The organism is Oryzomonas sagensis, assembly GCF_008802355.1.
Taxonomy (GTDB): Bacteria; Desulfobacterota; Desulfuromonadia; order Geobacterales; family Pseudopelobacteraceae; genus Oryzomonas; species Oryzomonas sagensis.
The window spans coordinates 432,159-445,053 of sequence record NZ_VZRA01000002.1; the positions used below are offsets into that span (position 1 = coordinate 432,159).

Annotated in this window: 8 protein-coding genes and 1 tRNA gene; 5 read left to right on the forward strand and 4 right to left on the reverse strand. The window is 61.7% G+C overall.

Going from position 1 to position 12,895, the window contains the following annotated elements; translation table 11 throughout:
- Window positions 1–45 precede the first annotated feature (45 nt).
- Window positions 46–2,481, forward strand: coding sequence for a phospholipid carrier-dependent glycosyltransferase (locus tag F6V30_RS09865; protein WP_191965649.1), 2,436 nt, complete (start codon window positions 46–48; stop codon window positions 2,479–2,481).
- An 81-nt stretch (window positions 2,482–2,562) separates the two neighbouring features.
- Window positions 2,563–3,567: a glycosyltransferase family 2 protein gene (locus tag F6V30_RS09870; RefSeq protein WP_191965650.1), complete on the forward strand. Its 1,005-nt coding sequence runs from the start codon at window positions 2,563–2,565 to the stop codon at window positions 3,565–3,567.
- Here the strand turns inward: F6V30_RS09870 and F6V30_RS09875 are convergent.
- The 3 genes from F6V30_RS09875 to F6V30_RS09885 all read right to left on the reverse strand — a co-directional run bounded on the left by F6V30_RS09875 (window position 3,549) and on the right by F6V30_RS09885 (window position 7,624).
- Complete coding sequence (locus F6V30_RS09875; RefSeq protein WP_151156804.1) at window positions 3,549–4,892, reverse strand: hypothetical protein; 1,344 nt, start codon at window positions 4,890–4,892, stop codon at window positions 3,549–3,551. The genes F6V30_RS09870 and F6V30_RS09875 overlap by 19 nt on opposite strands.
- A gap of 12 nt (window positions 4,893–4,904) precedes the next feature.
- Window positions 4,905–5,300: a GtrA family protein gene (locus F6V30_RS09880; protein WP_151156805.1), complete on the reverse strand. Its 396-nt coding sequence runs from the start codon at window positions 5,298–5,300 to the stop codon at window positions 4,905–4,907.
- Window positions 5,301–5,383: 83 nt separating this feature from the next.
- Complete coding sequence (locus F6V30_RS09885; RefSeq protein WP_151156806.1) at window positions 5,384–7,624, reverse strand: TolC family protein; 2,241 nt, start codon at window positions 7,622–7,624, stop codon at window positions 5,384–5,386.
- A 499-nt stretch (window positions 7,625–8,123) separates the two neighbouring features.
- Between F6V30_RS09885 and F6V30_RS09890 the strand changes: the two genes are divergently transcribed.
- The 3 genes from F6V30_RS09890 to F6V30_RS09900 are packed head-to-tail and all read left to right on the forward strand — an operon-like array spanning window position 8,124 to window position 12,556.
- Complete coding sequence (locus F6V30_RS09890; protein WP_151156807.1) at window positions 8,124–10,784, forward strand: chemotaxis protein CheB; 2,661 nt, start codon at window positions 8,124–8,126, stop codon at window positions 10,782–10,784.
- A complete protein-coding gene (locus tag F6V30_RS09895) occupies window positions 10,777–12,159 on the forward strand; it encodes a PAS domain-containing sensor histidine kinase (protein ID WP_151156808.1) in 1,383 nt (460 codons plus the stop codon). Before F6V30_RS09890 ends, F6V30_RS09895 begins: the two co-directional genes overlap by 8 nt.
- Before the next feature lies 1 nt (window position 12,160).
- On the forward strand, window positions 12,161–12,556 hold the full coding sequence (locus F6V30_RS09900; protein WP_151156809.1) for a response regulator transcription factor: 396 nt from the start codon (window positions 12,161–12,163) through the stop codon (window positions 12,554–12,556).
- Window positions 12,557–12,815: 259 nt separating this feature from the next.
- Here the strand turns inward: F6V30_RS09900 and F6V30_RS09905 are convergent.
- Window positions 12,816–12,892, reverse strand: a tRNA-Met gene (locus tag F6V30_RS09905).
- Window positions 12,893–12,895 lie beyond the last annotated feature (3 nt).

Below are 12,895 nucleotides of genomic sequence, written 5' to 3' on the forward strand. Positions count from 1 at the left end.
CGGCTTTTTTATTGGGCCTGCTGTTACTCACGAAGGGTTGAAAAGATGAGCGGATTATTACGAGCATTTTTGACGACGCTCCTGCTGCTGATGACGTCCCCACTCCTTTTTGCCGGGGAGCCGCAATCCCCCGGCGGATCGCTGAGCGCGCACCAGTGGACGAAGTACGACTGGAACGCCGGCTCCGGCAGGAACGGCGCTGCCCGTTTCGAGATCGAGCGGGGGCAGGATGGCGTACAGCTCCAGATCGTTGCGTCAGCCCCCAACGATGCGCGTTTCGTACATGAAGTCGCTGTGGAGCCGCAGACGCTCTATCGCTTCGCCTGCCGGGCCCGTGGCGAACATATCGGATCAGGGGCCCGGGGGGCCGGAATCTCTGTTTCGGGTATCTTGGAGGGCTCCCCTGACATCAAGGGCAGCAGCACCGAATGGCAGACGCTGGAGTTTTACGGAAGGACGGGACCGGACCAGCATAAGCTCTTCGTTACGGTCGGTATCGGCGGATACGGGAGTCTGAACAGCGGCACGGCCCGGTTCAGGGACGTAACGGTGGAAAAGGTCGGCAACCCGCCGGCAGGCATCACGATCGCCTCGTTGCAGCCACCGGCGTCTTCCGCGAGCCATGGCGGCACAGGGGGGGCTGTCATTGCCGCACTGGGCTGTTTCGGGGTCCTGCTCGTGGCGGCAGGCGTCATCCTCGGGCGCCGCAGCCAGGATGCGGGCGAAAGGGTGCCGGATATTCCTGCCACATCCGCTGCACCGCGGGAGAGGCTCGGGCGGCGCGACGTTGCCGTGATGGCGGCGCTGACGCTTGTCTGCCTGTCGGTTTCCCTCATCAATCTCGGCGGCCATGTCGCCCCGGAAACAGGCTGGCAAGCCGCGAAAGCCGGCGAAAGCGCGACCATCGAACTCGGCCGCGAGGTGGAGCTTTCCCGTATCTATTATTACTGCGGCATCAATGACAGAAGCGGCGACGGCAGCCGGTTCACCTTTGCCGTGCGCAACCCGGCCGGGGTCTTTGTCGATGTAACCACCTTCACCAAGGATAACTCGGGAGTCTGGAAATTCAGCGAGGTTGCCGCACGGACCAGCGCCGTCCGCCTCACGGCAGACACCTCCGGCGGACGGCTGAATGAGATCGCCCTTATCGAAAAGGGGAGCCGGGCCCCATTGGCGGGCCTCAGGATCGCCCGGAAAAATGTCTCCGCCGCTGACCAGGGCAAAGTGGAAAACCTCATCGACGAGCAGTCGTCCTTCGAGTACGCGCCATCCTTTACGACCGGTTTCTACTTCGACGAAATCTATCACGCCCGGAGCGCCTGGGAGATGCTCCACCGGATCGAACCCTACGAGACGACCCACCCGCCGCTGGGCAAGCTCCTGATCGCCTCGGGCATCGCCCTCTTCGGGATGAACCCTTTTGGCTGGCGGATCGTGGGGACGCTTTTCGGGGTCGCGTTGGTGCCGCTGATGTATCTCTTCGGCCTCAAGCTCTTCCGCAACCGCTTTTATGCCTTCAGCAGCGCATTTCTCTTGACGGTCGAATTCATGCGCTTCGCCCAGAGCCGTGTCGCGGTGATCGATGTCTACGGGGTCTTCTTCATCCTGGTGATGTACTACGTCATCCTCGACCTGTTCCCGGAAGGGGGGGAACGTCCCCGACGGGATGTGAACCTGACGCTGCTGCTGGCAGGAGTCGCCTTCGGTATCGGGGCGGCCTGCAAGTGGATTGCGCTCTATGCCGGCTGCGGTGTGGCCCTGCTGGTAGTCCTTCGGACGGCAACGGAGTTGCGGCAACGGGATTTCCCCGCGGTCTGGGGGGCGACCGGATTCCTCCTGCGCCGGTTTGCCGTCTGCCTGGTCGCATTCGGCGTGGTGCCGGCCCTGATCTATCTCCTGGCCTATGTGCCGTACCTGGCCCTGCCCGGTCCGGGGCACGATTTGATTGATGTCTTCCGCCTCCAGGCCCACATGCTGAACTACCACCGGACGCTCCAGGCCACCCATCCCTTTTCCTCGCCCTGGTGGTCGTGGCCGTTGGACCTGCGGCCAATGTGGATGTACACCGGGGAGGGGCTCCCCGCCGGAACCGTCTCCACCATCGCTTCCTTCGGCAACCCCGCCATCTTCTGGTTGGGCATGCCTTGCGTCGTCTCCGCCGCCTTTTTTGCCGTGAAGAGACGCGACCCGAGGATGGGGGCCGTGCTGGCGGCGCTGCTCTTCCAGTACCTGCCGTGGGTCGGCATAAACCGGCTGGCGTTCATCTACCATTTTTTCTCCACGATACCCTTTATGATCCTCTGCATCGTGGCGACCGTGAGGAGCCTGGAAGCAGGCCATCCGCGCTTCCGCGCCGCAACCTGGGGATATCTGGGTATCGCGGCCGGGCTCTTTATCATCTTTTACCCGGTCCTGTCGGGACTGCAGGTTCCGCAGGCCTATGTGGCCGCGCTCAGATGGCTTCCGACCTGGCTCTTTTAACCGTTGCACCGCGTGAGCGGCACGCGACCTGATCAACAACCGTTGTTGCGGGGACAGGCCCGCATGAAGAAAGGCGATATTATGAAAAAGACCGTAATTTCCGTAGTAGTCCCGGTATATAACGAAGAAGCGGTGATCCATGAATCCTATTCGCGGCTCAAGGGGGTCATGGAGGGGCTGGACGAACCCTATGAGGTGATCTTCGTCAATGACGGCAGCCGCGATGCCACTCCGGTCATCATTCGCGACATCTGCAAAAGCGACCCCACGGTCCGCCTGATCGATTTTGCCCGCAATTTCGGCCACCAGACCGCCATCACGGCCGGCATGGACTACGCCTCGGGCGACGCGGTGGTCGTCATCGATGCCGACCTCCAGGACCCCCCCGAGGTGATCCCGGAGATGATCGCCACGTGGCGCGAGGGTTTTGATGTCGTCTACGGCCAGCGCGCCCAGCGCAAGGGCGAGACCCTCTTCAAACGCTTCACCTCGGCCGCCTTCTACCGAATCCTCCAGAAGCTGACCGATGTGGAGATCCCGGTGGATACGGGGGATTTCCGCCTCATCGATCGCAAGGTGTGCGACGCCCTGAAGCGCGTCAAGGAACGCAACCGCTATGTGCGCGGGATCATCAGCTGGCTCGGGTTCAGGCAGACCGGCGTGGAGTTCGTCCGGGAAAAGCGCTTTGCGGGCGAGACCAAGTATCCGCTCAAGAAGATGCTCCGTTTTGCCTTCGACGCCATTACCTCGTTTTCCTACAAACCGTTGAAGGTGGCGACGTATATCGGGAGCACCGTCTCCCTCGGCGGGTTCGCCTACCTCCTGGTGGTGCTCTACCTGAAGCTCTTCACCACCGCGACGGTGACCGGCTGGGCATCCATGATGGCGGTGACCCTTTTCTTCAACGGCGTGGTCCTGATGATGCTGGGGATCATCGGCGAGTATATCGGCAGGATCTATGACGAGGCCAAGGGGCGTCCGCTCTACGTGGTGCGGGAAGAAGTGAACTTTGCCCGGGCCGAGACGCCGGCGAAAGCGGTAGTCATCCCCGAGAAGGATGAGGAGCATTACCCCCTGGCGGCCTGATCCGGGTCAGGGAGAGTTTGGGCGACGTAGCGTCGGTATCCGGCCCGAACGAGCAGCAGCCAGAGGATCAGGTTGACCAGGGATACCGTCAGCAAGAGCGGGTCGAGCCGCGGGACGGCATAGATGTTGTCGTGGCTGAACGCCAGAACTTGGGCTGCGTTGAGGAACTGGGTCGTGCTGAACCCGGCGAAGAGGAGCAGGGCCAGCCGGTCGCGGCTCATGATATGGAACCCCAGGGCCAGGGCCAGGGCGGGGAAGAGGTAACGTTCGTGCATCTTCGCCGACATGACGAAGACCGATGCCGAGAGGAACAGGGGCGCATACCAGAGGCGGGACGGCGCTTGGCCGCGCAGCATGACCGCGGTCGTGAAGAGTACGGTCCCGACGATGAAGATGTTGCCCCAGGCACCGTAGGAGAGGAAGAGGAACCGCTGTCCCACGGGTGCGATGTTCCCGCCGGTCAGGGCGAACAGGTTGAAGGCATTGAGGGTGGCGTAGGGATAGGAGGCCAGGGTGCTGACGTATTTGGAGATGATCCAGCCAGGGCTTTCGTTCAGGGCAAAGGGGAGGATGACCAGGCAGAAAACGGCGATCGCCGTGCCGCTGAACACCAGGAAATCCGCCATGGCATGCCGTTCGCGGCGCAGGAACCGGGTGCCGAACCAGAGGAGCGGGAGGGGGGCGAAGATAAGAGCCTGAGGTTTGATCAGGAGCGCCGCGGCAAAAGAGGCCCCGGCCCCGGCCGGGCTGGTTTCCAGCAGCATCACCCCCAAGAGGATCGGAAGCGTCAGGACGCTGTCCACCTGCCCCCAGACCGCCGAGTCGAGGATGACGGCGGGATTGAACGCGTAGAGCGCCGCCGGAAACCATGCGGCAGTGGCGTTCCCGTAGCGGCGACCGAGGCGAAAGAACAGCCCTGCGGTGGCGATGTCCGCCAGGATTGCCGGAAGCTTGAGCAGTACCAGAAAAACGGGGGTGTCGAAATCGATCCCCAGCGCAAGCCGCAGTTTGCCGACCAGCCAGAGCAGATAGATATAGCCGGGAGGGTAGTCGGCGAAGTAGCCGGGGGAGTAGAAGGAGGTCAGGCCGTCGGCTGCGTGCGCCGCCCAGGCGCTGAAGGTCCCGATGTCGGCGGCGTAGCCTCTGGTCGTTGCCGCCAATGCCACCCGCAGCAGCGCGGCTCCGGTCAGGAGCAGGGTCAAGGTGCTGCCAAGGGACGCGGGCGCTTCCGTTTTATGACGATCCGCCCTCCCGGCCGCCATCCAGGCCCCCAAGAGGAAGATCCCGCAGCAGAGCGACGTTATAACCCACCATTCCCCTGTCATGTGACCTCCCGTCTATCTGAATACCCAGAGTTTGTTGCCCAGAAAATTTGCCGCCAGGGCGGTGACGGTCGCTCCTCCTTTGGCCGCAGCCAGCCCCAGGCCGGCCGCGTCGTGGAGCAGGCTGAGTGCAATGACCGAAATCCCCAGCGAGACCAGGTTTACGGTTGCGAAACGGATGACCTCGGCATAAGAGAGGCCGCAGGAGCGAAATGTCCAGACTTTGTTGAGCAGATAGCTGTTGGCGGCTCCACAGGAGTAGGAAACCACCTGCGCCGGCACGTAGGGGATGCCAGCCCGTGTCAGCAGGAAAAAGATCACGACGTCGACCCCCGTATTCAACAGGCCGACGAGCACAAATTTTATGAATTCACCGATCTGGTGATGATGTCGCGCGATGAGTTGTCTCATGGGTACTCGTTGTGCGTACTGTCGGAAAATGCCTCGGGTGCGGAAAATCCGCAATTCCCCTCATGCGCAACCATGGCCGGTTGTTATTCCGTATTCTTCGTAATGACGGCCTTCAAACCCTGTTTTTCCAGTCTTGCCCCATACTCCGCGGCCGCCTCCCGTGGGGATGCAAAATTGCCGACCGTAAGCAGAAACGTCGAAATCTGAACGGTATCATTTTTGAGAACGGTTGTGACGCCGAGAGCTGCGAGTCGCTCCTGCTCAATACTGGCCTGTTTCTGATTGCGGTATGAGCCGGCATACACGGTGAATGTCCCCTCCTTGTCTTTTATGGCAAACCCTTCCGCCTTGAACCTGCGCAGCCTGCCAATCTCCCGCTGGGCCATTTTCCGATCCGCATGGTCGGCGATATGGAGGCGAATGAACGCTTCCGTTTTCGTCGGCCCGCGTTTTACGAGCGGTGTGAGCCCTGCGCGCTTTATCCTCCTTACGGCATCGGCCATGGCGGACTTTGTCTCGTATTCGCCGATGGTGAGCGTGTACCTGTGGGGGGCGGCAGGGGCCGGCGCAGGTGCGGTGGCGGGTGGCTTCACCTTATCGCCCGTTGTCGGTTTCTGCTCCGTGATACTCGCTGCCGGCGTAGCGGAAGGCGCAACCTTTGGGGGGTGGGGCTCTCCCTGCACTGCCGGCGATGCTGGCGATACCGGCGGAGCGGCGGGTGGGGGAGGCTCTACCAGGAGGGCCGGATTCTGCTGTTGGCCCCCTGTCAGTTTATCCGGATGGGAGGTGTCGATGTGAATGCCGTGGCGATCGAGGAGCAACCCCGCATCCTTCCAGAGCTTGGTTACGGCATTGGAAAAGGTTTCGGATGCTTCCAGTTGCGCATTGCGGGCGGAATTCCAGTCGTTTTCGGCATTCAGGACATCCTGGAGCGTGGCGCTGCCGGCCTGGTTGTTCTTGCGGTATTCCGCGAGGCGTTGCTCGGCCAGCTGACTCGACCTGTCGGACAATTGCATCTGCAGGCGTGCCGATATGAGCGCCCGCATGTCGGACCCGACGTCGTTGCGGATCTTCCACGACAGGGCCCTGATCTGATCCTGGACCTGTTCGGTCCTGATCCTGCTCTTGCGGTAGTCGTTCGCCGCGGCCGTGTTGCCCAGCGGTACGCTGAATTGCATGCCGACATTCCAGTAGCTGCCCGGATGGCCCCCGATCTGCTGATAACTTTCGCCGAAGTGGAATCCTGACCCGGTGAGCCCGCCACCGCCGGTGAGCGAGAGATCCGGCCACGACTGGCGCCGGTTGACCCGCTCCTGCAGTTGGGCTGTTTTGAGGCTCAAATGCAGCTGTTTCAGGTCGCTGCGATATTCCAGAGCCGCCTTGACCGCCTGTTCGTCCGTTTCCTGCGGTTCGTCCCGGGAAGGGGGATCGCTGGGAATGATCTGGGTCGGCGAGTCCAGGCCGATCAGGTAACGGAAGTTAATCTCCTGATCCTTGACACTGCGCGAAGCCTCGACAAGATCTTTCCGGCGTTGGGCAACGGCAAATTCCGCGTTGGCGAGCTCCATACCCTGAACAGGTTCCGGCGTCGATTTTTTCCTGACCTCGTCCAGAAGCTTCTGGGCCGACGTCAGGGCGGCCACCCGCGTTTCCATAGTCTGCCGCAGGACATAGAGGTGATTGTAGGCAGTGATGACATTGGAAACCATTTCCATGGTGGTGGCGCGAAACCGTTCCAGGGAATCCTGCTGGGTGCTGGCCGCCAGGGTGATGTTCAGCTCCACGACTTCCCGGCCGGCATTCTTCAACAGCGGCAGGGTAAGGGTGAGGCCGGCCGTGGATTGCCAGTTCTTCGAGGCCGCCCCGGAGCTGTCAACGCTGAAGTAACCGGTCTGGGTTGTGGCGCCAATGCTGCCTCCGGTGGGGAGGTTCTGGGTCACGCCGACCGTGGCATTCAAGGTCCTGGCCGAAAAGAAGGGATCCCCCGGAATGGCCGTAACCCCGCCGGTACCGGTGGCGCTCAAGACCGGGTTGTAGATGCCCCAGCTCCTGGCGGTGTCGGTTTCGGCCATTTTGAAGTTAAGAGCCTCGATCCGCAGGTCGATATTCCTGTAGACGGCCAGGGCAACGGCGTATCCCCGCGAAAGAAAAAGTTGCGGGGGCGGCTGGCCTGTCCTCTCTGCATTTTGAGGACTGGCGGCTAGCGCAGAGGGGACCGTTGACGGGGGGGGGGAGGGCACATCGGCTGCCTGGGCATGGGGTAACATGGGGCTGAAGACCAGCAGCGACAAGCATGCCAACATCTGTTTGGCTGGAGCAATCATGGGCGGCTCCTTGATGATGTCAAAATTATGATTGGTGGGGAATCCCGGGTGTTATGCCGCATCTCCCTGCCGGCATGGAGATGCGGCGCCGGTTTCGGCACGTTACTGATCCGATCCGCCTCTCTTTTCTGCTAGTATAACTGAGAATATACAGATTGAAATATCGTGCCGGGCGATATCCCATTTTTTTCGCCACAAACCGGGCAAAGGGCGTGCTACCGTGTGGGGCGAGAGTCCGGGGATGGGGGGACAGACTCGCACATGCCAAAATGGCAGGGGCTGAAAACGCCCCCCAGAACACATTTTCAGTCCGGCGGAGTGGCAAAAAATCGTTCTCAACCGTGAGTTTGCCGGTCTTGCCGTACCGTTCGGCCGCTTCGGCCCCGTGGCCGGCCCGGCATGATGTCTCAAGCGTGTATCATCCGAACATATCGCAAAAGTTGACATATTGTTTGCATCGTTTAGTATTTGGGTACAATAACTTCCAAGGAAACAGCATATGAAAAATGTCGGGAATAAAGGCGGCACCCGGAAAACAGACGCTGCCGAGCACGCAGCGGCACCCGAACAGGAACAGAAACGTGACGAAGTATCCTTCCCGATCGTCGCTATCGGCGCGTCGGCCGGAGGGTTGGAGGCGCTGACCCAGTTTTTGGAGCCGACGCCGCCGAACAGCGGCCTCGCCTTCATCGTCATCCAGCACCTCGACCCCGACCACGTCGGGATGCTCCCCGAACTGCTCCAGCGGACCACCAAGATGGAAGTGGTGCCGGTCAGGGACCGGATGCGGGTCAGGCCGAACTGCGTCTATGTCATCCCCCCCAACCGGGAGATGTCGATCCTCCACGGCGTCCTCCACCTGTTCGAGGCGGCCGAGCCCCGGGGCCTGCGCCTCCCGATCGACCACTTCTTCCGCTCCCTGGCCGACGACTGCAAGGAACGGAGCATCGGCGTCATCCTCTCCGGCATGGGCTCGGACGGTACTCTCGGCCTCAGGGCGATCAAGGAGAAGGGGGGGCTGGCCCTGGTGCAGGACCCGGAATCGGCCAAGTTCAGCGGCATGCCGAACTCGGCCATCAGCTTCGGCCTTGCGGACATCGTGGCCCGCGCGGAGGTTCTCGCCGGGAGAATCATCGAAGTCCTCCAGCACGCCCCGCACGGGGCGGTCCCGAAAGCGAAGCTCGAAGAGAGGGACCTCTCCGCCCTCGATAAGATAGTCATCCTCCTCAGGTCGGAGACCGGCAACGATTTCTCCCTCTACAAGAAGAGCACCCTCTACCGCAGGATCGAGCGGCGGATGGGCATCCACCAGATCGACGCCATCGCCTCCTATGTCCGCTTCCTCCAGGCGAACCGCCAGGAGCTGGATCTCCTCTTCAAGGAATTCCTGATCGGCGTGACCAGCTTCTTCCGGGACCCGGTCGCCTGGGACCACCTGAAGAGCGACGTCATCCCGGCGCTTCTGGCCGAACAGCCGTCCGGGGGGGTGTTCAGGGCCTGGTCGGCGGGGTGTTCCACCGGGGAGGAAGCCTATTCCCTGGCCATCGTGTTCAAGGAGGCGTTGGAGGAGCTCAAGCCCCAGTCCCACTACACCCTGCAGGTCTTCGCCACCGACCTCGACCGGGACGCCATCGACAAGGCCCGGCTCGGAATGTTCCTCCCGAACATCGCCGGCGACGTCTCGCCGGAGCGGCTCAACCGGTTTTTCACCAAGGAGGATGAAGGGTACCGGATCAACAAGGAGATCCGGGAAATGGTCACCTTCGCCACCCAGAACGTTATCACCGACCCCCCCTTCACCAAGCTTGACTTCCTCGTCTGCCGGAACCTCCTGATCTACCTGGACGTGGAGATGCAGAAGAAGCTCCTGCCGCTCTTCCACTACGCCCTCAACCCCGGGGGCGTGCTGTTCCTCGGCAGCGCCGAGACGCTCGGCGTCAGCTCGGACATGTTCAGCTCCCTCAACGCCAAAATGCGGCTCTTCCGGCGTGATTACAGCATCAACCGGCCGAACGTGGTCTCGTTCCCCTCGACCATGCCTCCCCCCGCCCCGGGGAGCTTCAAAGAGCCGCCCGCCGTGAAACCGGACATCAACCTCCAGATCCTGGCCGACCGGGTCCTGCTGCAGAAGTATTCCCCCCCCGCCGTACTGGCCACGCACGAGGGGGACATCGTCTACCTCAGCGCCCGAACCGGGAAATACCTGGAACCGCCGGTCGGGAAGGCGAACTTCAATCTCTTCGCCATGGCGCGGGAGGGGCTCCGCGCCGAGCTGTTCAGTACCTTCCAGAAGGCCCAGCACCAGAGCGATCCGCTGGTCGTGCAGAACATTCGGGTCGGCCCTCAGGGCGGCAGCCAGACCATTGACCTGGTCGTCCAGAAGCTGGACGAGCCGGAGTTGCGGGGGATGGTGATGGTCGTCTTCCGGGATGTCCTTACCTGCCAGCCCCCCCCCCGGAAGCGCTCCGGCAAGGCCAAGGACGCCGTGAGCGCCCGGATCACCGAACTGGAGGCGGAGCTCCAGCAGGCCCAGGAAAGCCTGCGGGTCAACCGGGAGGAGCTCCAGACCACCCGGGAGGAGATGCAGACCTCCCAGGAGGAGCTGAAGGCGTCCAACGAGGAACTCCAGTCGATCAACGAGGAACTCCAGTCGACCAACGAGGAACTGACCACCTCCAAGGAAGAGATGCAGTCGATGAACGAGGAGCTCCAGACGGTCAACTCCGAGCAGCAGGCCAAGGTGGACGAGCTCTCCCACTTAAACGACGACATGCGGAACTTCCTGAACAGCACCGAGGTCGCCACCATCTTCCTCGACAGCCGGCTGAACATCCGCCGCTTCGCCAACGCCTCCAGCAAGCTGTTCAAGCTGATCCCGAGCGACGTGGGGCGCCCCCTCTCCGACATCGTCAACGAGCTCTCCTATCCGGAGTTGACCGCAGACGCCGAGAACGTGCTTAGGACCCTGGTCTTTTCCGAAAAGCAGGTTTCCACCACCGACGGCCGCTGGTTCTCGGCCCGGATCCTGCCGTACCGGACCGTGGGCGACGTGATCGACGGGGTCGTGATCACCATGACCGACATCTCCTCCTTCAAGCAGTTGGAAGAGGAACTGCGGGCGCAGATCCGGCGGTACGAGGGGGCGCAGAAGAATGGATGATTCCTCCGACGGAAAGGCCGGGACGCCCCGGCTCCGCCGCCGGGCCGAAAAGTTCCTCAACGGTTCCGTCCCGGCTGCGCCCCCCCCGGAGACGGAGGTCGATACCCTGAAGCTCCTCCACGAACTGCAGGTCCACCAGGTCGAGCTTGAGATGCAGAACGAGGAACTGCAACACTCCCACGAAGAACTGCGGGTCTCCCGGGACCGGTACGCCCTCCTGTACGACTTCGCCCCGGTCGGCTACTGCACCCTCGACCGGGACATGGCGATCCGGTCCGTCAACCTGACGGGAGCGGTCCTGCTCGGGATGGAGCGCTCCCGCTTGATAAAACGGCGCTTCTGCCAGTTCGTTGCCGACGAATATCTCGCAACCTGCGCCAATTTCCTGGCAAAGACGTTTTCGGACCAGGGGACGGTGTCGTGCGAACTGGCGCTCAAGGCGGGGAAAGGCCGGCAGCTTGTGGTGCAGGCCGAGGCCGCAGCCGTCGGACAGGGGAATGAATGTCTCGTCGCACTGGTGGACATTACCGCACGCAAGGAGGCGGAAGCGGCACTCCACAAGTCGCGGGAAGAACTGGAGCAGCGGGTCGTCGAGCGGACCGCCCAACTCGCCGTGTCGGCCGACCGTGAACGGGAGCAGATGACCGGCCGGTTGCGGGCGTTGGAAGAGTTGCGGCAGAACGAGCTCCTGATGGTCCAGCAAGGGCGGTTGGCGGCCATGGGAGAGATGCTTGACAACATCGCCCACCAGTGGCGCCAGCCGATGAACTATCTCGGGCTCCTGCTCCAGCAGATCGGACTCTCTCTCGAACTGGGTGACTTGAACAAGGAGCAGTTCGACGAGAACCTGGACAGGGCGATGGAGACCCTCCGGCACATGTCGGAGACCATTGACGATTTTCGCTGGTTCAGCGCTCCGGACAAGGCAAAGAAGGAGTTCCTGGTGGATACGGTCGTCACCAAGGTGCTCCACCTCGTTGAGGACAACTTCAAAGCACAGGGCATCGCGATCGACCGGAGCGCCACCGGCGCCCCCTCCGTCAACGGCTATCCGAATGAGTACGGCCAGGTGCTGCTGAACCTGCTGATGAATGCCCGGGACGCTTTCCCCGAATCGGCCAAGGCCGGCAAACGGATACGCATCCAGCTCTGGGCCGAGGGGGGGAAAGCCGTCCTCACCGTCGCCGACAACGCCGGCGGCATCGACGACCGGATTATGGACAGGATTTTCGATGCCTATTTCACCACCAAGGAACTCGGGAAGGGAACCGGCATAGGCCTGTTTTTGTCGAAGATGATCATCGAGAAGAACATGGGGGGGCGTATCACGGTGCGCAACGTCGCGAAGGGGGCGGAGTTCAGGATCGAGGTCTGACATGCAAGCCGGAAGTAGCACATTGCCCGCGCGGGTTATCTTGATCGTCGAGGACGACCACATATCCGGCATGATTCTCCGCGACATGGCTGCCAGGAAATTTCCCGGTATGGCCGTCTACGTTGCGGAAGACGGCGAAGCCGGGATAGATTTCTGCCGGGAGCATCACCCCGACATTGTGGTGACCGACATCAACCTGCCGGGAATCAGCGGCGTCCTGATGGCCGGGGAAATCAAGCGTCTGAAGCCGGATACGAAGTTCATTGTTTTGTCCGGTTGTAATGACACGATGCACTTGCAGGAGTTCGCCGCTATCGACGTTCAGGACTTCCTTGTCAAGCCGGTCGAACTGAAACAGTTGTTCGCTGCGATTCAGGCGTGCATCGATGCGCTCTGAAAGCGAGGTGGATTCTACTCGAAAGTCTCGCGTGCCCGGTGAACCGGAGTAAAGGCTGCGGCCAACTATGGGCAGGGAAGCTTACGGTATTCCCTGATTACTTTGGTGCCGGCTTGTCATAGATGCCCATGACGGGGATTGTATCGGAATGAATATGGTTAAGGCTGAAGAGAAATGATTCTATACTGCGTATCGTATCCCCTGCGTCGGGCCAACAAAAAAGCCAGTTGGCTTTGTGGGCCAACTGGCTGTAATGTTTTGGTTGCGGGGACAGGATTTGAACCTGTGACCTTCGGGTTATGAGCCCGACGAGCTACCAGACTGCTCCACCCCGCGTCA